The organism is Mycetohabitans sp. B3, assembly GCF_021498065.1.
GTDB lineage: Bacteria > Pseudomonadota > Gammaproteobacteria > Burkholderiales > Burkholderiaceae > Mycetohabitans.
In genome coordinates this window covers 20664-42030 of the sequence record NZ_JAHLKN010000022.1, presented here as the reverse complement: position 1 = coordinate 42030, position 21367 = coordinate 20664, and the positions used below count along the sequence as shown (strand labels likewise).

Annotated in this window: 23 protein-coding genes and 9 pseudogenes; 17 read left to right on the top strand and 15 right to left on the bottom strand. The window is 59.9% G+C overall.

The features are described 5' to 3' along the window. Positions 1-90 precede the first annotated feature (90 nt). The 5 genes and pseudogenes from KQH55_RS06365 to KQH55_RS06340 all read right to left on the bottom strand — a co-directional run bounded on the left by KQH55_RS06365 (position 91) and on the right by KQH55_RS06340 (position 2386). Positions 91-477, bottom strand: coding sequence for a type II toxin-antitoxin system VapC family toxin (locus KQH55_RS06365; protein WP_235090420.1), 387 nt, complete (start codon positions 475-477; stop codon positions 91-93). Beyond that, entirely contained in the window at positions 474-725 is a 252-nt protein-coding gene (locus KQH55_RS06360) for a type II toxin-antitoxin system Phd/YefM family antitoxin (RefSeq protein ID WP_235090419.1), read from the bottom strand. Before KQH55_RS06360 ends, KQH55_RS06365 begins: the two co-directional genes overlap by 4 nt. Before the next feature lie 331 nt (positions 726-1056). Beyond that, positions 1057-1331 (bottom strand): annotated as a pseudogene (locus KQH55_RS16825) (IS3 family transposase); the annotation flags it as partial. Between the two features lie 396 nt (positions 1332-1727). After that, a complete protein-coding gene (locus tag KQH55_RS06345; RefSeq protein ID WP_076788090.1) occupies positions 1728-1979 on the bottom strand; it encodes a pilus assembly protein HicB in 252 nt (83 codons plus the stop codon). Then, positions 1976-2386, bottom strand: a complete 411-nt coding sequence (locus KQH55_RS06340) for a putative toxin-antitoxin system toxin component, PIN family (RefSeq protein ID WP_235090418.1) — start codon at positions 2384-2386, stop codon at positions 1976-1978. The genes KQH55_RS06345 and KQH55_RS06340 overlap by 4 nt, the downstream gene beginning before the upstream one ends. Before the next feature lie 49 nt (positions 2387-2435). On the opposite strand from KQH55_RS06340, the pseudogene KQH55_RS06335 reads away from it, so the two are divergent. The 3 genes and pseudogenes from KQH55_RS06335 to KQH55_RS06325 form a co-directional block, all read left to right on the top strand. Then, positions 2436-2690, top strand: a pseudogene (locus tag KQH55_RS06335) (tyrosine-type recombinase/integrase); the annotation flags it as partial. 440 nt (positions 2691-3130) lie between these two features. Then, complete coding sequence (locus KQH55_RS06330; protein ID WP_235090417.1) at positions 3131-3382, top strand: plasmid stabilization protein; 252 nt, start codon at positions 3131-3133, stop codon at positions 3380-3382. Beyond that, a complete protein-coding gene (locus KQH55_RS06325; RefSeq protein ID WP_235090416.1) occupies positions 3379-3789 on the top strand; it encodes a type II toxin-antitoxin system VapC family toxin in 411 nt (136 codons plus the stop codon). The genes KQH55_RS06330 and KQH55_RS06325 overlap by 4 nt, the downstream gene beginning before the upstream one ends. Here KQH55_RS06325 and KQH55_RS06320 read toward each other — a convergent pair. Next, positions 3767-4027, bottom strand: coding sequence for a hypothetical protein (locus KQH55_RS06320; protein ID WP_235090415.1), 261 nt, complete (start codon positions 4025-4027; stop codon positions 3767-3769). The genes KQH55_RS06325 and KQH55_RS06320 overlap by 23 nt on opposite strands. Before the next feature lie 174 nt (positions 4028-4201). Between KQH55_RS06320 and KQH55_RS06315 the strand changes: the two are divergent. Continuing rightward, positions 4202-4449, top strand: a pseudogene (locus tag KQH55_RS06315) (integrase core domain-containing protein); the annotation flags it as partial. A 91-nt stretch (positions 4450-4540) separates the two neighbouring features. On the opposite strand, the gene KQH55_RS06310 reads toward KQH55_RS06315, so the two are convergent. Next, complete coding sequence (locus KQH55_RS06310) at positions 4541-5506, bottom strand: alpha/beta fold hydrolase (protein ID WP_235090414.1); 966 nt, start codon at positions 5504-5506, stop codon at positions 4541-4543. Between the two features lie 77 nt (positions 5507-5583). On the opposite strand from KQH55_RS06310, the gene KQH55_RS06305 reads away from it, so the two are divergent. From KQH55_RS06305 to xerC, 3 genes are all read left to right on the top strand, one after another. After that, the gene (locus tag KQH55_RS06305; RefSeq protein WP_235090413.1) at positions 5584-6201 is read left to right on the top strand and encodes a TetR/AcrR family transcriptional regulator; all 618 of its coding nucleotides are present in this window, start codon (positions 5584-5586) and stop codon (positions 6199-6201) included. Between the two features lie 384 nt (positions 6202-6585). Then, positions 6586-7391, top strand: a protein-coding gene (locus KQH55_RS06300; protein ID WP_139337242.1) for an IS5 family transposase whose coding sequence is annotated in 2 segments (ribosomal slippage) — positions 6586-6916 and positions 6916-7391 — 807 coding nt in all. Because the reading frame shifts where the segments join, the coding sequence is not laid out codon by codon here. Positions 7392-7546: 155 nt separating this feature from the next. Further along, positions 7547-8527, top strand: coding sequence for a tyrosine recombinase XerC (xerC, locus tag KQH55_RS06295; protein WP_235090412.1), 981 nt, complete (start codon positions 7547-7549; stop codon positions 8525-8527). A gap of 602 nt (positions 8528-9129) precedes the next feature. Here xerC and KQH55_RS06290 read toward each other — a convergent pair. Continuing rightward, positions 9130-9594, bottom strand: coding sequence for a gamma-glutamylcyclotransferase (locus tag KQH55_RS06290; RefSeq protein ID WP_076794268.1), 465 nt, complete (start codon positions 9592-9594; stop codon positions 9130-9132). A 15-nt stretch (positions 9595-9609) separates the two neighbouring features. Then, a pseudogene (rraA, locus tag KQH55_RS06285) lies at positions 9610-10104 on the bottom strand (ribonuclease E activity regulator RraA). 300 nt (positions 10105-10404) lie between these two features. Between rraA and KQH55_RS06280 the strand changes: the two are divergent. After that, positions 10405-11283 carry a helix-turn-helix domain-containing protein gene (locus tag KQH55_RS06280; protein ID WP_235090411.1) on the top strand — a complete coding sequence of 293 codons (879 nt, stop codon included), beginning with the start codon at positions 10405-10407 and terminating at the stop codon, positions 11281-11283. A 236-nt stretch (positions 11284-11519) separates the two neighbouring features. Here KQH55_RS06280 and KQH55_RS06275 read toward each other — a convergent pair whose 3' ends face one another. From KQH55_RS06275 to KQH55_RS06260, 4 genes and pseudogenes are all read right to left on the bottom strand, one after another. Further along, complete coding sequence (locus tag KQH55_RS06275; RefSeq protein WP_170872338.1) at positions 11520-11693, bottom strand: hypothetical protein; 174 nt, start codon at positions 11691-11693, stop codon at positions 11520-11522. Further along, positions 11641-11769: pseudogene (locus KQH55_RS06270) on the bottom strand (ModE family transcriptional regulator); the annotation flags it as partial. The gene KQH55_RS06275 and the pseudogene KQH55_RS06270, both read right to left, overlap by 53 nt. Before the next feature lie 182 nt (positions 11770-11951). Continuing rightward, positions 11952-12341: a DUF488 domain-containing protein gene (locus KQH55_RS06265; RefSeq protein WP_235090410.1), complete on the bottom strand. Its 390-nt coding sequence runs from the start codon at positions 12339-12341 to the stop codon at positions 11952-11954. A 25-nt stretch (positions 12342-12366) separates the two neighbouring features. Next, a complete protein-coding gene (locus tag KQH55_RS06260) occupies positions 12367-12990 on the bottom strand; it encodes a cupin domain-containing protein (RefSeq protein ID WP_235090409.1) in 624 nt (207 codons plus the stop codon). Positions 12991-13648: 658 nt separating this feature from the next. Here KQH55_RS06260 and KQH55_RS06255 point away from each other — a divergent pair. After that, positions 13649-14034 (top strand): annotated as a pseudogene (locus KQH55_RS06255) (chloride channel protein); the annotation flags it as partial. 223 nt (positions 14035-14257) lie between these two features. Here KQH55_RS06255 and KQH55_RS06250 read toward each other — a convergent pair. Then, positions 14258-14878, bottom strand: a complete 621-nt coding sequence (locus tag KQH55_RS06250) for a uracil-DNA glycosylase family protein (protein WP_235090408.1) — start codon at positions 14876-14878, stop codon at positions 14258-14260. Positions 14879-14973: 95 nt separating this feature from the next. On the opposite strand from KQH55_RS06250, the gene KQH55_RS06245 reads away from it, so the two are divergent. Together KQH55_RS06245 and KQH55_RS06240 are read left to right on the top strand one after the other, a co-directional pair. Further along, positions 14974-15096: a DUF1428 family protein gene (locus tag KQH55_RS06245; RefSeq protein ID WP_235090407.1), complete on the top strand. Its 123-nt coding sequence runs from the start codon at positions 14974-14976 to the stop codon at positions 15094-15096. A gap of 58 nt (positions 15097-15154) precedes the next feature. Continuing rightward, positions 15155-15295 (top strand): hypothetical protein, encoded by a 141-nt coding sequence (locus tag KQH55_RS06240; protein WP_235090406.1) that lies wholly within the window; start codon positions 15155-15157, stop codon positions 15293-15295. Positions 15296-15402: 107 nt separating this feature from the next. Here the strand turns inward: KQH55_RS06240 and KQH55_RS06235 are convergent, their stop codons facing one another. After that, entirely contained in the window at positions 15403-15753 is a 351-nt protein-coding gene (locus KQH55_RS06235) for a hypothetical protein (RefSeq protein ID WP_235090405.1), read from the bottom strand. A 504-nt stretch (positions 15754-16257) separates the two neighbouring features. On the opposite strand from KQH55_RS06235, the gene KQH55_RS06230 reads away from it, so the two are divergent. From KQH55_RS06230 to KQH55_RS06205, 6 genes and pseudogenes are all read left to right on the top strand, one after another. Continuing rightward, positions 16258-16479, top strand: coding sequence for a hypothetical protein (locus tag KQH55_RS06230; RefSeq protein WP_235090404.1), 222 nt, complete (start codon positions 16258-16260; stop codon positions 16477-16479). A 63-nt stretch (positions 16480-16542) separates the two neighbouring features. Further along, complete coding sequence (locus tag KQH55_RS06225) at positions 16543-17601, top strand: transposase family protein (protein ID WP_235090403.1); 1059 nt, start codon at positions 16543-16545, stop codon at positions 17599-17601. 366 nt (positions 17602-17967) lie between these two features. Then, the gene (locus tag KQH55_RS06220) at positions 17968-19329 is read left to right on the top strand and encodes an IS110 family transposase (RefSeq protein ID WP_235090402.1); all 1362 of its coding nucleotides are present in this window, start codon (positions 17968-17970) and stop codon (positions 19327-19329) included. 48 nt (positions 19330-19377) lie between these two features. Further along, a pseudogene (locus KQH55_RS06215) lies at positions 19378-20372 on the top strand (IS3 family transposase); the annotation flags it as partial. A 35-nt stretch (positions 20373-20407) separates the two neighbouring features. Beyond that, positions 20408-20864 (top strand): annotated as a pseudogene (locus KQH55_RS06210) (DDE-type integrase/transposase/recombinase); the annotation flags it as partial. Beyond that, positions 20855-21190: pseudogene (locus KQH55_RS06205) on the top strand (IS5/IS1182 family transposase); the annotation flags it as partial. The pseudogenes KQH55_RS06210 and KQH55_RS06205, both read left to right, overlap by 10 nt. Between the last annotated feature and the right edge of the window lie 177 nt (positions 21191-21367).

Genomic DNA, 21367 nt, shown 5'->3' with positions numbered 1-21367 from the left:
TCGCAGAAAAACCGCAAAGTATCCAGCGCGGGTGGCACGAAGCGAGCCGATAGGTTGGCTGGACATGGAGCAACCCTTAACAGTTTGCCCTCAGACAAGTCGAATCGGGCTAGGATACTTTGCAATCGTTGCATCGTGCGTTACAAGCGGTACGCCTTCGGCAACGGCCTGCGCGATCAAAATCCGATCGAACGGATCGTGGTGGATGAGCGGTAGATGTTCGAGTTCCAACGCGTGCGCAGTCACGATCGGCAGTTCCTCGTAGCCAACGTCAAGCAGACTGCGACGCAGCACGCGCGGCTCGACCTGAAAATCGGCGCGGGCCAAACCGCGTTTGATCACGATCTCCCACAGGCTCGCGACGCTAAAAAGCGGCGTGCAAGCCGGATCATCGAGCAGCGCGCGCGCCGCAGCCGGCAATTCGGGTGCGTCGGCGGCCGCCCACAGGATTAGGTGGGTATCCAACAGCACCTTCATTCAGCGTTACCGTCAAACCACTGTTCAATGTCTGCGGCACCCATTGTGTCGAAGTCAGCCGGCACACTAATCTGCCCCTTCAGGAAGCCGATTCGACTGCATCGAACAGGTGCCGGGAACTCAAGCGGCACGACTTTGACCAGCGGCTTGCCGGCTTTGGCGATCACAAACGGTTCGCCGCCGTGCACTGCTTGGTCAATGAGTCGAGACAGATGTGTCTTGGCGTCGTGAATGTTGTAGGTATGCATAATCGCCCGATTAGACTAAGTTCGATTAATTTAGTTTAGTCGGGCGATTGAGTGGTGTCAAATAAACAGGCGATCACTGTGCACAGTGCGAAGGCGCCTCACATCGTCCAGGGCTAATTGGCCTGTCCTGTGCGCTTCGGTCGGCGCCGGTCACGCATCACCCCCGAGCGCTTTCGAGCACTTGCAGCAGGCAGTGTTAATGTGTGCGATTCACGGACATCGTTTCACTTTTTAGAGGGCCGTTTTCGTGGCGTGTTGGAACTTGCCTCTTCTATCGGCGCCACGAGTTCCAACACGCGCCGGTGATGTGTAGCAAGGGTCTTTGTAGTGGTCAACTGATTCCGGACACTGCATTAAGTTTTCTTCCGCAACTGCTGGAGCCAGTGCGTCATTGAACTGATGCGGCCGTATCCAGTTGTACCGGTGCATCAGGTAGTGACTGATATCCCGGTGTGCTTCCTGTGCCGACAGGTAACCCATTGGTGGCAGCCATTCTGTCTTAAAGCTGCGCAACAACCTCTCCATCGGCGAGCCTGTCAGATTTTTAGTGTGCCGGGGGTCATGATCATGGCTGCGCACGCGGGCCAGCATTCGCCGATCGGACCGACGAGCGGGGGCGCGCCTTAGCACATTGGCGCGGCATACGGCCAGCTCGCATCAGACCGACGCCGGCCTTGATGTGCGCACGGTGTGCGATAACCTTGAGCGCGTGTCGCTGACCACGACGAGCCTGTACTTGCACGAAGAAGACACGCGGCACCGGGAGACGGTGCGCGGCCATCGGAAAACTGGGGCGACCCGGAGCCGGTCAAGCCCCCTGCTCGGCAGCCACAGCGCTGATTGCCAGCACCCCCTTGTCCTTAGCAAAATCGCGGCTCACCAGGAGCGGCAGCCGGCACTAAAAAAGGGTTCAGGGGGCTGGTTCAATCTATTCCGTCATCACCTTGAGGAGCTTCGCAAACCTGTACGAGCGCTTCTTCTGTCATACTGTCCAGAGCATGCTTAAACGGACATTTCGTCGCCAGCGGGTGGCGTCTCGGTACCCGCCTTGTCCAGAAAAGGCAATAAGTCTGCTGGTTGCGCATGGCCGGCCCGGCGCCTGAGGAAAGCAGCGGCTGTTTCAACTGCGCCAATCTTTTCCGCAACCGCGACGGCAATCCACTGATTCAATGACACCCCATCTTCACGCGCGAGTTGCTGCGCAGCCGATTTCACTGAAGCGGGAAGCTTAAGTGGATAAGAGGTTTTACTCATGAACGTATCTCCTTCAGTAATTCGCCAGGGCGTGCAACACGCAGACCAAACCGGCCAGCCGCAGGTAAAAAATCCCGGACGTTATAGGTCACAAGCGTATGGGCTCGACCATTGATCGCAGTCTCTAAAACCATTTCATCGCTTGCGTCCCGAAGCTGCGGGCGCCACTGGAACTGAATCTCGACAGGCTCACAAGCACTGGCCAACGCAGCCAGGAAGCGGTCTATGGCTTCCATGTCCAATCCTGTCACCAGGCGTTGCTCGGGCCGTTTCAACACATCCTCATATTCGAGAAACAGAGCGGGGGTGACGAGAGGCAACACCTTTTGCTGCGCGACGAGTCGCAATAGGGCATTGCCTGCCCCGCAAGCGCTGCGCAATGCGGTAGCGATCACTGACGTATCCAAAACGATTCTTGGCTGCATATCTTATAAGATATCATATCTTGACGGCCGAGGACATGCCGCTGGTCGTTCCAAGGCCCGCGCGTCGGCGCATTGGCTGCGGCATACGGCCGGCTCGCATCAGGCCGACGCCGGCCTTGATCTGCGCACGGTGCGCGATAACCTCGGGCATGTGTCGCTGACCACTACGAGCGTGTACTTACATGAGGAAGAGGACACGCGGCACCGCCAGACGGTGCGCGGCCATCGGATGAACTGGAGCGACAAAGATCCGGTCGAGCCCCCTGCTCGAGAGCCACAGCGCTAATGGGCCCAGCCAGCGTTTGTCTCTCTAACTGAGCGCAAACCGCCCAGGTGACCCATCGCAGACTGGTCTGCCTAAGTGCTTCGCTCGGTCAAGCGAACACCTCGGTCGCACATCACTTGCACACGGCGTATCAGTCCAGCTTTCTGACGTTACAGCCATGATGTTGAGTTTCCCGCGCACCAGCATAATCCGCGCCGCGTTAGCGTTCAAGCTCGCACATGGTGGACGAACAATTCGACCTGCGCCGCGGGCGCGATCATCTGGACCACGCGTCGCTAACCGCCGCGGATTGCCACCTGCACAGCAACGACAGCTGGCGTCATCGAAAGACCAAGCCAAGCACCGAATCAACGGCTAACGTAGCGCATGAGTACGCATAACGCTGACTGCCAAATATGCAATCAATGATTAAAATGCCATCAATGATGACGGAGGCTAACATGGCAAGCATGACCATTCGCAACCTCGATGAAGGGCTTAAGATGCGTTTGCGGGTACAGGCGGCACAGCACGGTCACTCCATGGAGGAAGAAGCCAGGGATATTCTACGGGCGGCGCTTTTCACTGAATCGGCCAGCTCCCAGCAAAACTTGGCGCAAGCTATCCGGAGCCGTCTACAATCCATTGGCGGCGTTGAACTGGAGTTACCGGCGCGTGAAGCGATTCGGAAACCGGTGGATTGGAACGCATGATTATCCTAGACACCAACGTTTTATCCGAAACGCTGCGACCGGTGCCCAACGCAAAAGTGATGACCTGGCTAGCTGAGCAGCGTCGCGTCTCGCTTTTCACCACGACGGTCACGAAAGCGGAAATTTTTTACGGTGTGCGGCTGCTGGCACACGATGCTCGCAAGGCATCAGCCATTAACGCAATCTTTGACGAAGATTTTGCGGGCAGGCTTTTAAGCTTCGACAATCGTGCAGCAGACATGTACGCACAAATTGCCGCGTCACGCAAAAGCGCAGGCATACCCATCAGCCAGTTTGATGCGATGATCGCGGCCATCACACGGTCACAAGGGGCGACGCTGGCGACGCACAATACTAAGGATTTTGTTGATTGCGGTATCCCCATTATTGACCCGTGGAGGGCATGAGGGAACTGGTAATACCGCACATTCGGGGTAGCGGTTCGATGTTGGCCGGCTTTACCATCAGGTTGATGATGCCCGGCTCGTAACGATAGGGCAGGACGCATAGCTGCGGTGCGATGACAAGCTCAAAATCCCGCTGGCGTTCGATCAGCGACGCGAAATATTGCGCATTGTCGATACTCAGATCGACCCATCGTGCGTCCCCCCGACATCCGAGCAAACGCAAATTTGTGTACAGCATCACCAACGCCGCGCCGCGCGATCCCTCAAGCATGTGACAGTTGAGGTGTGCGCCCTCCTTCATCGCGGCTTACAATGCACGCTTCGCGAAGCCACCGAAGAGCGATTTCGATGCACACCGGCCGCTCCGTTCTGGCGAGAGTCTTGATTTGGCGCTCACGTGGCGCGAGCGGCGGACAATGGCATGGCAGAAAGTTTCGTGAAGACGATGAAGCGCGACTACGTTGCGTTCATGCCGAAGCCTGACGCGGTGAACGCCATTCGCAATCTGGCCGGTTGTTTGAGCATTACAACGAGAAGCACCCGCGCAACGCGCTGAAATATCGTTCGTCGCACGCGTTTCGACGTAGGTGCCTCCATGCCGCCGATGACGCCGGCAAAGCGAACGCCGCCGGCATCGATGTCCAGAGGGCGGAAGCTTGAAAAGAACGGTGGCGTCGCGTTAGACCTGGCACTATCGGCTGCTCAAGGATTGGCAGGATTGTGCTGTCGATTCAGATTCACGGTGGTCTTCTCAACCATAGTTGGCTGCCGTTACGAATCCCGCAAGTTCTTGCCCGTAGCGCACCGGCTCCTCGTAAAAGGGGCTATGTCCGCTCTCGTAGAAGAGCGACAGGCGGCTGTTCGCGTGAATCGACTTGATCCGTTCCGACATCGCCATGCGGACGAGCCGGTCATGGACGCCGTGCGTCAGCAAAATCGGGCCAGAATAGGCTTTAAAGACGGACTCGAAATTAGGCGTTTCCGTCTTGATAAAGCCCTCGTTCACGGCCCGTGCCGTCATGCCGTTGACGACCAGCATGCGCTGCATGTCCACTTTTGTCGGCAGCCGGTGGAAGCAGGCAGCGAGGAAGTCGGCCGTGGCCGCGGTTCGTGTGGCGAGATCGTGAGAGGTGGTGGTGTTGGTGAATGCTGCCGCCTCTTCGGTGAGAAGCTCCGGTGACAGGTTGGTGACGGCGTCAACCAGGTTGATGCCGGCAATTGCACCGCCGCCATATTTGCGCAGGTACGCACCGACCACGAAGCCGCCGAGCGACCAGCCCACCAGCACCGGTCGGCGAAGCTTGGCGCCGACAATAACGGCGGCGACGTCATCCGCCCATCGATCGGCTTCGGAATAGGCTTGGAGCGAAACCGGCTTGTCGGAATCACCATGGCCGCGCAGATCGAAGCCGACCATGCGCAAGTGCGTTAGCGCAGGATCGGCGAACTGCTTCTCCCAACTCAGGCGACTCTGACGCAGGCCGTGAATGAACAGGATCTCAGGCGCTTGGCTGTCGCCCTGCGCCTCGCCCCTCAGCATCACGCCGTCGGCGGAGCGGACGACGAACGGCTCGCGCGCAGGCACAGCCCTATCCGGAAAGGCACCCGGTTTGTTGGCGAATGCGCTGGTCCCTTGAGGTGTCGCATAGGCGACTTTGGCGGCCAGGGCGGTGAGGCCGGCCATGCCGGCGAGAAAGGTACGTCTTGAATGGTTCATGAGGGTCACTCCATGTTGTTTAGTGATCGATAATTTACTTGCTTGACTTTTTTTGTCAAGGGTTGTTTAGTGTCGCTATGGAACGAGACTTAAAATCGCGCGGCGGGCGGCCTTGGAGCTTCGACCGGGAAAAGGCGATCGACACCGCGATGCGGCTGTTCTGGCGGCACGGCTATGAGGGGGTATCGATCGGCGATCTTACGAAGGAGATTGGGATAGCGCCTCCCAGCCTGTATGCTGCCTTCGGCAGCAAGGCTGAGCTTTATCGGGAAGCTGTTAGCCACTATGAGGCAACGCTCGGGGGCCTCGATGTGGCGTCCATCAACTCGGCAACGTCGCTGGCGGAGGCGGTGCGAGTATTGCTTGAGGGAGCCGTGAGAGCCGTCACCAACCCTCACCTTGAACGAGGCTGCTTGATCTCAAGCGGCATGATCGCGTGTCACCCGGCGCATGTCTCCCTCGCCCGCGACGCGGCCGCGCGGCGTGATGCCATGCGCGAACGGATTGCGCAAGCGCTCCAGCCCTTTGCGGGGGCGCACGAGGTTCAGCGTTTGGCGCGCTATCTGGCGGCCGTCATGCAGGGCATTTCGATCCAAGCACGCGACGGTAGCAACCCGACGCAGCTGCAAGAGATTATTGAAGAAGTGGTAGCGGGTGTCGCAGCACGGCTTTCTGAAGATGGGCAACTATATTGACGGTGCTCGAGGTGCAGCCAAGCCCGGAATCGGCAGAACCAAGCTGGGTTTTGACGCGCCGCAACGAAAGCACATACTCAGCGCTTTTCGTGCCGGCGTTGGAGTTGAGCGGCGCGCTCAAGTAGATAAGTAGATAAAGGAACTGTAATCGTCACGCCGCTGGCTCAACTTGTCCCCGTCCGCGGCAACTGCAACCCACAGCAAGCCGTAGCCGACTGGCATGACTGGCACGATCGCGGGTACTCGTCCTGATTCCTGGGCTTTGAGTTTGACAGTGATGAACCGTCATCATATCTTTTTTCTTGCAGAACAAGACAGATTGGCCGTTTTAAGAGTCGCTAACGCAACCTGGACGTCAGGCCGTAAGGCGCGTATTCTAAGGTCATGGCAAGACGCAAAATCAGCAATGAATTGTGGGCGGTGCTGGAGCCGTTGATTCCAGCATTCACGCCCTCACCGAAAGGCGGGCGTCGGCGCACTGTTGACGACCGGGCGGCATTGAACGGTATTCTGTATGTCCTGCATACAGGCGTTCCATGGGAAGACTTGCCGCAGGAGCTCGGCTTTGGCAGCGGCATGACATGCTGGCGCCGATTGCGCGACTGGCAGGCCGCAGGCGTGTGGAGCAGGCTGCATCTGGCGATGCTTTGCCGGTTGCGTGAACATGACCAGATTGATTGGGAGCGAGCGAGCCTGGATGCGGCCAGCGTTGCCAGCCCCCGGGGGGCCAGGAAACCGGCCCCAACCCGACGAACCGGGGCAAACTCGGGAGCAAAAGGCATCTGGTCGTAGATGCCCGGGGCGTTCCCTTGGCGATCACAGTCACGGGTGCCAACCGACATGATTCGATGGTGTTCGAGCGCACCCTCGATACCCTCCCAGCCGTGCCGGGCTTGAGCGGTTCGCCGCGCAAACGTCCGAGCAAACTGCATGCGGACAAGGGCTACGACTTTGCCCGCTGCCGACGCTATCTGAAGCAACGCGCAATCACTGCACGCATCGCCCGTCGAGGCGTAGAAAAGCGCGAGCGGCTCGGACGGCATCGCTGGGTAGTTGAGCGCACGCACGCCTGGTTTGCCGGTTTTGGTAAGCTGCGCATCCGCTTTGAGCGGCGTCTGGACATTCATATCGCCTTGCTCCGCTTGGCCGCTGCCGTTATCTGTTCACGTTTCGTGGACGACTTGTGTTAGCGACTCTAAATGTGGTTTGCGTCTTGGCCTGCTCCACAAACTGTGCGGCATTGAGCTTTACCTCGTGTGCGACGTGCTGATCTGTTGCAAGGTGGGTGTGGTTGCGGCATTCTAATTGCGCAGTTAACAGTCATCTTTATGCCCCCCTACCTACCATGACCAAAACTGATTTGTTTGCCGCCCAACAGCGCACCGACTGGGACCGCGCGCCGATTCAATCGTTTGAAGCATGGCTAGCCAGGCAACCCGGACGGCGTACCGGCTCCTCTTTGCAGCCTTCTACGGCCAAGGTCTATCTGGCTCAATGGCGCGCGTTTGTACGCTACCTTAACACGCGCCACCTCCCTCTGAGCGCAGCGACATCTGACACAATCAACGCTTTTCTAGCCAGCTTGCATCACGAAAACCGCGACCAACGCTTGCGCTACCGCAAACTGATTGAACGCGTGTTCATCGATATCAACGCGTGCACACGGCAACAGGCCAGTATCAATCCCGCTGTCGGCGCGTTGCGCGACAGCCAAGCTACATGGAAGCGTGTTAAAGGTAACCAGGACACCGATTTTCTTTCACCGCAGGAAAGGCAGCACATCATCGACACACTCTTATCTCCGGTGGCAGACACGTATTACGCGCGCTGGCACAGTTTACGAGACCGCGCGTTAGTCGCAACGTTTCTGGGCGCTGGGTTGAAGGTTTCACAAGCAATTAAACTGACTGTTAACTGCATTAATATTGGGCCAGACCGGCTCATGCATATCACCACGCCAGGCTCACGCTTTTCGCATCAACCTCGGCCCGAGCCGTTTGCGCAGTCGGCGCTGGCGCACTGGTTAGTCGAACGGCACGCCAGTGGTGTGAACAGTCCATGGGTCTTTCCCGGCGCACGGGATGGACGCCCGATGCACGCGGTCACCGCACTGCGCGCCACCGAGGCGATCGTGCGCGCCTGCCGCCTGTCGGCCACGCGGCAGGCGCGCACCAGTCCCCAGACGCTGCGCAATAGTTACATCGCGGCGCTATTTGAGGCTGGACAGACTACGCTGGCGGTCAGCGAAGTGCTCGGCGTGGAGCTAATCACCGCCGAGCGTCTCAAAAAGGCATGGCAGAAGTGGGCGCGAAAAAAATCAGTTTGAAACTAAATCTATAGTTACCCCATTTTTGCAGGTTTTCGATCAAGAGAAGTGCAGCCTCGCACTGCAGTAAGCACTGCGGCGAGCCGAGCGGGCCGAAACCGAAGGGGACGTTACACAGCAGATCGTCAACGGGCGAAAAAGCCGCTAACTCCCCCGTGGCGCCGCGCGCACCAAGGGGGCGGCGGCTTAGCGCACGCGTATAAAGTCACCCCCATATTGCAGCCACATAAGATAAGAGACATTCGAAAGCATGACACGGCAAATCCGTTCTGGACGTTCAGCAGGGCATGCTCCTCATGCTGCGATAGGGTCACCGTATGAGTAAGGACGTGGATATCTTCGTCCTCCAATCTACAATACCTCGGATACGTCAATCCTCACATCAGCGAGGCCGCATCCCTTGATGCGGAACGCCGCCGCGTTCGCCGGTTACGGTGCATGGCGCTCTCGCGCACCAATTCGTCGTAAGCTACGCGATTGATTTTGAAGCCTGGTGCTCCAGTGTGCAGTCCGTTCGTGCGCCACCCGACGCATCTGCTGTCGCCCGAAACGGATGGATGGTGGCAGGGCGGCCGGTACCGCCCGGCATGCACGACTTGCGGTTACGCCGCGTTTTCGGCCACCTTGGACAGCGCAACGTCAGCCTCGCCCGGTTGAGCACCGTGATCGCGCATCCGGCGGTGGACAACCCAGTCGCCGCATTCGATGGGCGTGCGCCCTACCGTCGAAGCGGCATCGACAGGATAGAACTGGCACGGCAACAGCCTACCGTTGAGCTGAACCTGAATCAGGCTGCGCTGAAACTCGCGCGGATGGTGCGGAAATACCTCCTCGATCTTATCCAACACCGGTAATAGCGCCTCGTCGATCTCGAACACGTCGCCGTAGACCTCACCGGCCGCTGTATCGGGTACCAAGCCCGGATACGCGCCAAGGTCGTACAGCGTGCCCTTCACGCTGCCTCGGCCAAGCCAGCGCGGCTGCGCGGTGCCGCTTCGTTGGGCGGCACGGCCAATATCGTTGGCCTCGTTTTCACGCAGTGTTCCGTAGACAAAGACGTTCAGCATAATGGTCTCTCTCGCTCAAGTTAGCTTCGTGGTGGAGATGAGGACGCCATCCGCCTCCCTGCAGATCTCTCCCCGCCGGATCGTGACACTAGGGAACGCGACGGCAACGTCCCATTCGCTGATGCCCCGATTTTTGGCTGCGCTGTGAGTGCACCGCAAACGCGCGAATGCCGACTTCGCATGCGTCCAACTCGCGTGTGTCCCGCACCGTGCCGTAGACAAGGATGCCACCCCAGCCATGTTTCTCGGCGAGCATGCCGAGGTTGCCGCCGACGAGCGCGCAACGCACGCTGCTGCCGCCGCCGACCACCAGCCCCCGCCCCTCGCCTTTTCCTCCAGCGCCGCGCGTACCAGCGTGTTGTCTTCGAACACCTTCAGCGTTGATGCCGGCCCGGCGAACGTGCTCGCCCGCCCGAAGGCGCGGAAGACCGACGCCAGCACATGCAGCATGCCGGTAGCCAAGCTGTCCTCATGGGCGTCGCACAGATCCGGGGTGGCGAACGTTGTCATCGTATCTCCTGGAACAAGAGCGGCCCGATGCCGCTTGCACGCCATGGGCTTTCACCAGCACGGGTGCACGGCCGGGCCGCTCGCCCCCTAGCATAGTGCGCGTGCCGTGACAGTGAAGGCATCCAGGCGGATGAAGCTAAAAAACGGCCGCTCAACGCATGAATCGGCCGACCAGTACCGATGCGTGTCCGCGTATGCTATACGCGGCACCCAGCCACTATCATGACACCGCTTATCAACGAGCCAAATTGCTGCGAAACTGCGCCATTATTTCACTTTGTTTGTGCCGTTATCAGTGCCATGCTCTCTGCCGACACCCCGGCCCTGATGATGGCCGATATCCCGCCACATCACGCGCCGACCCGCGATCATCCGATCCGGATCAGGTCTCGGCCCATGCCGGCTGGCCATGGTTTTGCGGGCCATACGCATCCGTGGGCGCAATTGGCTTACTCGTCGCGCGGCGTGTTGCGCATGACTAGTATGAGCACCACCTGGATCGTGCCGCCGTCGCGCGCCGTATATGTGCCACCGAACGTACCGCATCAGGTCGCCGTCATCGAAGACGCGTTCCTGCGCACGATCTATATTGACGAGTCTGCGTGTCCGGCAGGGCTCAGCGGATGCCAGGTCGTCGAAGTTTCGCCTTTGATGCGCGAGGTGATTGCGGCGCTCGATGCACGCGAGTTGCCCGGGCGGCGTGAAGCGCTGCTGTGCGAGTTGTTGCAGGACGAGATGATGCGCTCCCGGCCATTGCCGCTTGGCGTGCCGCTGCCGACCGAGAAGCGCCTGCGGAGGCTGTGCGAGGCCGTGCTGGCCGATCCCGCGCACGCTCAAACGCTCGAGATGTCGGCCGCACGGGCGGGCGCCAGCGTGCGTACCATTGCGCGGCTGTTCCGGCAGGAACTGGGTATGAGTTTTTCGCAATGGCGGCAGCAGGCGGTGCTAGCGCGCGCAATCCCGTTGCTCAGTCAAGGGTATCCACTCGCGCGCGTGGCCCATGAGTTCGGCTACCAGAGCCAGAGTGCCTTCTCGGCGATGTTTCGTCGCGCATTCGGCGAGAGCCCCCGTGCGTTCTTCACGCGACAGAACGGTGTGCCCGGTGCGCGCGAAGCGCAGGTCTTCGAGCCTGACGAGGTGGCCGGGCCGATCAGCTCGACCTGGCCGCCGGCACCGTAGCCGACAATTTGAAAGGATGCCTAACCTATCGACGGTGTGCAGAATCAATCCGGCGGTGACGCCGGACTAGCGCAGTCAGGCAATGCGTTCCATCTTGACCATTCCGAAGTCGGCAAGCGGTCTCCCGGCGTTCTGATAGCGGAGCCGCGCATACAGTCTTGTGGCGGGGTTTTCGGTGAACACGCGCAAGCGCAGTATCCGCAGGCGACGCCGGCAAGCCCACGCGTGCACGGTTTCTAGAAAAAACGTGCGCCGCCCGCGCCGCGGGCTTCGGGTGCCAGTTGCAGGTCGCGGATATGCAGTGCGTCCCCTTCGCTGCTGATGTGCAGCACGCCGATGCGTTGGCGGTCCCGTTCGAATTTGCTCGCCAACCGCCGTGAGCACGCAGCCTCCATCCCATTGTCCGCCATGCTCTGAGGCGGTCGCTGGGGACTTCAGCGACTGATTCAGCTCGTCGGGCAGCAGCCATGCGCGCCGATAGGCCATGGCTGGATCATGCGCGCCAGCCTACACGAGGCACTTGCCGCGGGGCGAGGCGCGGCTGTTGGCGAAGGCTGGGCCATAGACGTTGCGATGTATCCTGCGCGTGAGGTGTCCCGCTTATGAAGTGGTCCTTATCCGACGTGCCAAGGGCTTGGCCGCGAGCGGATTCGCTGTCGGCCATCGCTTTACGTTAGGATCTGCGCGCCGCGTGCCTTCAACAGCTCGCGCAGGATGCTGCGGTGGCAACGGCTTTCGTCCTCGCAATAGCAGCCGATCGAGAAATTTGTCGACTTGGAAAGCGCGGCGAGCACGTCCAGTACCTTGCTAGCGTCACCACTGTTCATGGCGGCACGAAAGCTACGGGCAAACGCGTTCCATTCGGTTTGACTGCGCGCCGATTTCGCCTGCGCCACGCCATCTGCGTCCGGCGACAGGATCGGCAACCACACATCGTAGTAGTTACATCGGGCAAATTCGGCCTTGGGCACGCCGCGTGGCGGCCTGCGCACCGTGCCGATGCGCAGGCCCTCGTCATCGGCGCGTGGCGATCCCAACTGCACGATCCGTATGCTCATCGCTCACTCCTGTTACGTTAGTGCGTCATCTCGCGCCCCACAAACGCATCAATGGGCCGTTGGTCCCTCCCAACGGATCACTATTCGGCACCGCCAGCGAGCGCATGCTCTGCACCGCAGCATCGGACAATGGCCCTCGGCAGATGTCCCACTGCTGCCCGGCCGGATAAGCACCGACCACCACCAGGTCCTCGCTGGCCGACAGGCAGCAGTGGGCTGTGCCCGCTGGCAGCACGAGCACGTCGCCGCGCTCCAGCTGCACCTCGCGTGCGCCGGGGCCGCCCAACTCGACGCTGGCCACGCCCTGCGCGATGCCCAGCGCCTCGTGTGCGGTCGAGTGAAAGTGTGGGAAATCGTAGATGCCGTCACGCCATTGCGGTGGCCAGCCATAGCGGGAAAAGGTGGCCTCAAAACGCGTCGCCAGGTCGTACTCGTATGGACTGAGTCCTGCGCGGTATAGCAACACCGGCAGGCGGTCGTTGTTCGGTATCCAGTCGTTCGATGGCAACATGAACGCTTCGGGCGTGGGCACGGGAGCGTACGACACGCCGGGCGGACGCGCCGAAGTTGCGCGGCTGCGGCGGACATGGCTGTCGCCCTCGGCGCCGAAGCCGCGCGGCGCGCGGCGTAAGTAGAAAAAACGTGGCATAACGGTGCTCCTTCGAGTCTTCGTCCGATCCGGTTTTTCTATTGATCGCGCATTGCCAGCGCAGATGCACGGTTCGTACCAGGTCGCGGCGCCCTAGCCGGCGCGGCCTGCATGAGCGACCTTGCACGTTGGAGTGCAAAATCTTGCGTTCACTGGCGCAATCGTCTGCTGGGCCGATCTGCACCAGCCTCGCACGATGCCCATCGCGCCGCAGCGAACACGACGCCGCCTACCATGCAACGTCTATGATGCGCTTTTCTGCATTCCATCGCTTGCGGATTATCACCGCGGCACGCCACAGCGCAGCATCCTGGAACATCCTCGGTTCGTCGCCACGGCCGGCGGCTCGCATCGGCGCTGCTCGGTCGAGCCATGTCAACAAAACGGCATGGCGAACGGCTTGAGTTTTAGCCCGCACGCCGTGCAGTAAACAAGGTCGAACGTTGTAGTTTGGATGGTCGCTTCATTGAGGCGCCCTTTTTATCGAGGTCAGAACGGCAATTCAACGACCGTGAGTAACCGTGAGTGAGCCAGTACTGAGATCGGCCAGTTGCGCTTAACTCGTGCCGCTTTGCTGCTGCGCTTCAATGATGTACTGACTGGCCGCTCGCTGCCGGCTACCACGGTAAGACGTCACCGCTTCGAACAGCGGCCAAGACGGGAACGGGCCATGCACACGCTGGGCATCGCAATCTTCATCGTGCCAGTGCTCGGCGGTCTCATTATCGGTCTGACTGCACGGTATGGCTCAGAGAAGATCCGCGGGCACGGCATCCCCGAAGCCATCGAGGCGATCCTGTTCGACAAAAGCCGCATGTCGCCCAAGGTCGCGCTGCTTAAGCCGTTGTCATCTGACATCGTGATCGGCAGTGGCGGACCATTCGGCGCGGAGGCGCCCGATTATCATGACTGGCGGTGCGCTGGGCTCGCTAATCACGCAGTATTTCCGCTTATCGGCGGCAGAACGCAAGACGCTGCTGGTTTCCGGTGCAGCCGGCGGGCATGACCGCGGTGTTCGGTACGCCCTTGGCCACTGTACTGCTCCCGCCTCGCCGTGCATGGGCTCGAGCGGCTAGCGGTCGCCGACGATCCGCATTCGCGCCGGCGCCGTGAGGCACGACCTTGTTAATATCGGCGCGATGGCGCGGCGACCGCGGCTCATCTCAGACAGATGCTATACGCCGCATTGCCATCGAGGCGTGCCACGATGGCAGGAAGTTGGCGCCAGACGCCGATGACCGAGCGACGCGGCGCCCGTCGCGGCCCGCTAGCGTGGTGACGCGCCGAACAACGCCGCGATGCGCTGCTTGAGCATCGGCAGCACCTGATCGGCGAACCACGGGTGGCACTTAAACCATAATTGATTGCGCGGCGACGGATGCGGCAGCGGCACATACGATGGGGCGTACTCGGCCCACGCGCGGACCGTTTCGGTCAACGACGACTTGCGCCGTGCGCCGAGGAAATGATGCTGCGCATATTGTCCAACTAACAGGGTCAACTCAATCCGTGGCAAATGGGACAGCAGCTGTTCAAGCCACAATTGCGCGCATTCCGGTCGCGGTGGGTTGTCCCCGCTCGTACCCCGACCCGGGTAGCAAAAGCCCATCGGAATGATCGCAACGCGAGATACATCGTAAAATTCGGCCTCGGTCATGTCGAGCCAGTCCCGCAACCGCTTGCCGCTGGCGTCGCTCCATGGCACCCCGGACGTATGGACTTTTGCCCCCGGCGCCTGGCCGACGATCAACAAACGCGCATCGCGGCTGGCCCTAACCACCGGCCGTGCACCGGCCGGCAACTGTGCATCACAGACACGGCATGCGCGCACCTCGCGCAGCAACATGTCCAAAGACGCATATCGAGAATGGGGCCGCATAAGCTTCATACCACTTCAACACACATTACACCAAACCAGCGGGCAGCATACACCCGCGGCGAGCCCGGCACCATCGCCGCGCGCCGGCGATACGTCATCGTGCGATGGGCTACATTGATGGATTCATCGTCCTCGTGCCGCGTGCAAACTGTGAAGCCTATATCCGGCACGCGCGCGCCGCAGCAACGGTGTTCAAGAAACACGGCACCCTGGAGCTCGTGGAATAAGTACCCAGGTACGTATATTGCAGCTTTCGTTGCGACACTCGTCAAAGGAGAACCCGCGATGAAACGACACGTTGTCTACCTGCTATTTGCCATGTTCATGGCCGCGCTGACCACTGGCATTGAAGGATGTAAGCGCGCCGACAATTCCGGGGTCGCGCCCGGCAGCGCGGACAGGCCGGCGTCCGGGGCCAGCTATTGACCCACGGTTGCCGCGGTCAACAACGCGCACTTCGGGCCACCGCGGCCGACCCGCCATCATCGGGTCGGCGAGCGCCGCCACGGCTATACAACCAATGTACGTCGGCATCACCATTGCACGCGCGCGTCCCGTACCCACGGCGCCCCGGACAGATAGGCTGCGATGTCTGTGAGCGCAGCATCTGGTATATCGTGAAAGTCCAGTTCCAGTACGTCCATAGCGAGTTTGCGGTTGCAGCGGATCCGGCTCTGCGTAACATGGCTGGCATAGGCGCCTAACGCTGCCCACACGGCAATGATCCGCAACTCGCCTGTCGATGCGCGTACTGTGAGCCGTACCGTGACGGGCTGCGGCGCACGCGCGTGGCTACCCTGCCAGACCGTATCGCGCAGCGTGGCAGCAACCGGCGTGCGGGCGTGCTCGACGCCAGTATCTCGTGAATTCAAGCCGTTGTTCATCTCCCTACCTTCGTGGTCCCAGACTGCGGAAAAAATACATCGCCCGGGAAGTAAAATGGCACGGGTGGTGGCGTGGTCCCCCACAATCGATACTTTGCCCGCCACCATGCTATTTCAAGACGCCAATCCGGACGTCACGGTTCGACGCGACGCGTCAAGCACGGAGGCAGAGGCAATATTCGTACCGGCTTGCCGCTCGCAGCGCGCGTCCCACGACGGACACCTTGCGACCGCCCCAGTGCGGGCCCCGTCCCGTCTTGCGACTGCAGCTGCCACCCTGCGATTTGTGGCACGCAGCGCGCCCCTATAGGTTAGGAAGCGCTCAGCTACGTAAACACGATCATCTTCGCATCGTGGACATGCCTGGCCGAACACCGGCAAATCTAGTTGTCGCCACCGGCGCATTGACTCAGGTTTTTGGCTACCGAGCGGAGCCTGTTGCCTCATGTAATGTGTTACCTGTCAGAATGCTGGCGGGAACGACTGATGACGAGGCGGCTCAGCATGAGAACACGATGGGAATGGATAGAGGCGGTCGGCGAGCGGTACCGCCGTTCTGAGCGGAGCGAGAAGCGCGCGATATTGGACGAGTTTGTCCAGGTAACGGGCTATCACCGCAAGCACGCCATCCGTGTGCTGTGCCGCGAGCCTGTGCCGCCGAGGACGAAGCCCGGCCCCCAGCGACGCTACGACGATCAGGTGCGGGCCGCGCTGATCACGCTATAGGAAGCGGCCGATCGGATCTGCGGCAAACGGCTGAAAGCGCTCATTCCAACGCTGATCGACTCGATGACGCGGCATGCTCACCTGACGCTATCGAAGCAGGTTCGCCAACGGCTGCGCCAGATCAGCGCCGCTACCATTGATCGGCTGTTTTTCGCGGGTCAACGCCGACGCGCTGGTGGAGTGGGTAACGCCATTGGCCGTGCCGTGCCGATCCGCACCTTCGCTCACTGGAATAATCCGCCATCCGGCTATCTCGAGGTTGATTTCGTCGAGCATTGCGGTGGCACCAAGATCGACGGCGAGTTCGTGCATAGTTTCGTGATGACCGATATCGCGACCGGCTGGACCGAATGCCTGGCCATGCCCTATCGAAGCGGTGCGTTCGTTCTCGAGCACATCGAACGGATCAGCCGAGCATTGCCGTTTGTGCTGCGTGGTCTGGATTGCGATAACGATACCGCCTTCATGAATGAAGCCGTATTCGACTTCTGTAAGGCAACGGGCATCGAGCTGACACGCTCTCGTGCGTATAAGAAGAATGACCAGGCGTGGGTCGAACAAAAGAATGGGTCAGTCGTGCGCCGCCTCGTCGGGTATGGCCGGTTACGCGGACTTGAAGCCACGCAAACCCTTGCCTGCCTTTACGAGGTGTCACGTTTGTACATTAACTTCTTCCAGCCTTCATTTAAGCTGAAATCGAAGACACGTCATGGCGCGAGAGTCACGAAGCGGTATGAAGCGCCGTTGACGCCGCTTGAGCGCGTGCTGCGCTCGGCGTCGGTGCCGCAGGCAACCAAGCGCAGGCTACGTGCGCAGTTCCGAGCGCTCGACCCACTGGAGCTGTTGAGCCGCATGCGCGAAGCGCAACAGCGCGTCGCACAATGTAGTGAATCCGGCTTGGCGCCGACGCAGGCAACCACACCTACTCGCGTTCCCCTCGCGGATTTCCTGGCGAGTCTTGGCACAGCGTGGCAGGAAGGCGAGGTAAGACCAACGCATCAGCGAAAGGCGCGTGTGCCTCACACTTGGCGCAACCGGGAAGATCCAGGTATCTATAGAGGTGCGGGGTTGACGCGGAGGGACAAGTCAATGACGAAGCTGCAAAGTGCCTCGATGAAGTGATCGCGGGTCGACTCCGCACCATCAGATTCAGAGTCTTTTTGGCTGAATCCGGGCGCAGAGCGAACCCGATGAGGAAGATCATGAGGAGCTTCTGCGGCTCCGACTCGCCGTTCAACTCCCGCCTTCACTGCCGCTGGTACTCTTGCCTGCGGGCACCGAGCCCAGCGACCTCAAGAACGTGGGAGAGCCTGCAATGTTCGTCCCGACGATGTGAAGCCCATGGTTGCAGGGTTCGGGTTGGCGCAGGCAAGCGTAACGAGATGGTGGCGCATGAATGTGCAAGTTTCAAGCGGCCACGAATGAAACACCTGGCAATGCTGCCCAGCATCGAGCCCTCGAATCCGTCGATAAGGAGGACAACAACCCATGGCCTCAACCAGTAATGCGTCGGTACGCCACCGAACCATCGGCATTGACCTTGCGATCAGAGCAGTTCAGCTCGCGCAGGTCTTTGATGATGGCCGTGCGGTTGACAAGCCTATCCGCTTTCGTTTGACGTCAACTGAGCTCAAGCGCTTTATATGCACCATCAAGAACGGGATCACTGCTGAAACGCCAATTACGGCGGTGATGGAGCCAACAGGCATGGCATGGTTCCCGGTTGCGAACTGGCTCCAGCGTGCGGGCATCAGGGTTATTCGAGTCAAGGGGCAGCGTGTCAAGGCATTGCGCAAGTACCTCAGCGAGCACGCCAAGACCGATACGGCCGATGCGCATGTACTGGGTGCGATACCCGGCTTTGGCGGTCGGGGCCTCGATCCCGTCCATGTACCCGTGCCCGAACAACATGCACTGCAACGACTGACCAAGCAACGTCACCGCTATCAGGAACTGGTATGTTCTGCGCGGCGTCGTGTTCTTGATCTCATCCGCTGGGCCTGCCCAGCCCTTGAGCCGGTGTTGCCCAATACCGTGACGCAGCTCACGCTGGCAATTCTCGGCGAGCTATTCAATCCGCGCGAGGTTGCTGCCATGAGGCGCGATGTGCTCGCCCGATTTCTTTCCCGCAACGCCTCTGGCAATCATCCCAAGAGTGGTCCTTTTATTGACTCGATGGTCGAGAAGCTAAAATCAGCTGCTACCGAGACCATCGAGCTACATGGAGATAGCGTGGATTTCGTCGCACTGCAGTTCGAGGTGGCGCAGGAGGTCGAACATTTGCGACTATGGGATCGTCACATCGGCGCGATAGAGCGCGAGGTGGAACGGATCTATCAGCGGGTGCATCCATCCGATGCGCTTCGGTCAATTCCCGGCGTCGGATCAACTTTGGCCCCGTTGCTTATCGGGATACTCGGCCACGCAAAGCGTTTCCGTAACGAAGACCATATTCGTGGATTCTGCGGCATGTTCCCGACCAAAAATTCATCTGACGGCATAGACAAACCAGGGCAACGGCTAACAAAGAGCGGTAGCGATCGCATCAAGCGGGCACTGTATATCGCCGCAGACGTCGCTCGCAAGATTGACCCGGACCTTGCCGCCGTCTACTGGAGGCTCATGGTGAACAAAGGCCACCACCACAAGCAGGCCATATGTGCTGTCGCCACGCGTCTAATCAATCGTATCTATCGTGTGCTGAAGACTGGCCAGCCGTATGTGCTGCGGGACCAGCAAGGTAACGCGATTACCGTTCAGGAAGGCAAGCGTATCGTGGTCGCTCAATTCACTGTGCCGCTCGAAGTCCGACAATCACGTCGGAACCAGCCCATGCCACAATCAGCGTAGAGCATCGTTTCTGGCCGTGAATAAGCGTTGACAGTCGGTACGAGATCAGGTATCAGCACGGCGACGTTTTACAAGTGGCGCTCGAAGTTTGGCGGTATGGATGCATCGCTGATGGCACGGATGAAGGAACTGGAAGCGGAGAATGCCCGGCTGCGCAAGATGGTCGTCGAGGAGAAACTCAAGGCCGAGGTGGTTGCGGAGGCACTCGCAAAAAAGTGGTGAAGCCATCTCGCCGCCGCGAGATGGCGCAGTGGGCGGTACAGGAGCGAGCCATGTCGGTTCGCCAGGCCTGCAAGGCATTTGGCCTGAGCGAAACGTGCTATCGCTATGTCGGCAAGCGCGACGAGGAGAACGGCGAGGTGGCCCAGTGGCTGCTGCGTCTGACCGACAACCATCGAACATGGGGATTCGGTTTGTGCTTTCTGTATCTGCGCAACGTGAAGGGCTATGGCTGGAATCACAAGCGGGTGTACCGGATCTATCGCGAGCTGGAGTTGAACTTGCGGATCAAGCCGAGGCGACGGCTGGTACGTCAGGCGCCCGTGCCGCTAGCGGTGCCGACGGCGTTGAACCAGGTCTGGTCGATGGATTTCATGCATGACCAGCTGGCAGACGGGCGCAGCATCCGGCTATTCAATGTAATCGACGACTTCAACCGCGAGGCACTGGGCATCGAGATCGACTTCTCGCTGCCGTCCGAGCGTGTGATACGTTCGCTGAACCAGATCATCGGCTGGCGCGGCAAGCCCATGGCGATTCGTTGCGATAACGGCCCGGAGTACCTGAGCGCGGCGATCACGGCGTGGGCGGCGAGAACCGGGATCAAGCTCGAATACATCCAGCCGGGCAAGCCGCAACAGAATGAGTACGTCGAGCGGTTCAACCGGACCGTGCGCTACGAATGGCTATCGCTGTATCACTGGGAAAACCTCGACCACGTGCAGCAGTTCGCGACAGACTGGATGTGGACTGACAATCACGACCGCCCGAACATGGCCTTGGGCGGATTGACGCCAAAACAGCGGCCGGCCATGGCCGCATAGCTTCTACTTTCGGACTCCGTTAAAAACGGGAGGATTACCGGATCAGCCAGACCTGCTATCGGTACGCTGGCCTGCGCAATGCCGAGAACGAGGAGATTGCGAACTGGCTGCTGCGTCTGACCGACAACCACCGGAACTGGGGCTTCGGGCTGTGCTTCCTGTACCTGCGCAACGTGAAGGGTTTGGTCGATGGACTTCATGCACGACCCACTGGCCGACGGACGCGGCATCCGGCTGTTTAACGTGATCGACGACTTCAACCGCGAAGCGCTCGGCATCGAGATCGACTTCTCGCTGCCCTCGCAGCGGGTGATCCGTGCGCTGCGGCAGATCATCACCTGGCGTGGCCGGCCCAAGGCGATTCGGTGTGACAACGGGCCCGAGTACCTGAGCGCGACGATCACCGAATGGGCCCGGCAATACGACATTAGGCTCGACTACATCCAGCCGGGTAAGCCTCAGTACAATGCGTATGTTGAGCGATTCAACCGCAGATCGCTGTCGTGAACCGTGGCTACAAGAGTGTAGCCATCGATGGCGTGAAAATCTATCACCCGGGTTTGCGTCGTGGTATCACACGCGGCTTGCAAGCCATGATCCGGCCGCGCAGTGCAATCGAGTCGATCATTGGCCATATGAAAGCAGACGGCAAACTCGATCGCAGCTGGCTCAAAGGGGTGCTAGGCAATGCCATCCATGCGGTGCTGTGCGGCGCCGGCCACAACCTGCGCATGATTCTCAGGAGGCTGCGGCTTTTTTACGCTCTGATCTGGGTTGCTTTGCTCAATCACAAGGCTCACATAGTGTCAGCAGCATGAACTCGCCGCAGAGCAAAGCAAATTGTTCAGGACGGGCTAGCTATTATACGCTGGCTTCTTTCGCATGTTTAATCCGCGTGAATCGTTGTTAACCCACCGCCGCCACATTTTCTCCATCGATGACAATCGATGTGGAGAGCTTGTAATAAGCAGAGTTGATACCGAGAATCTTCATAT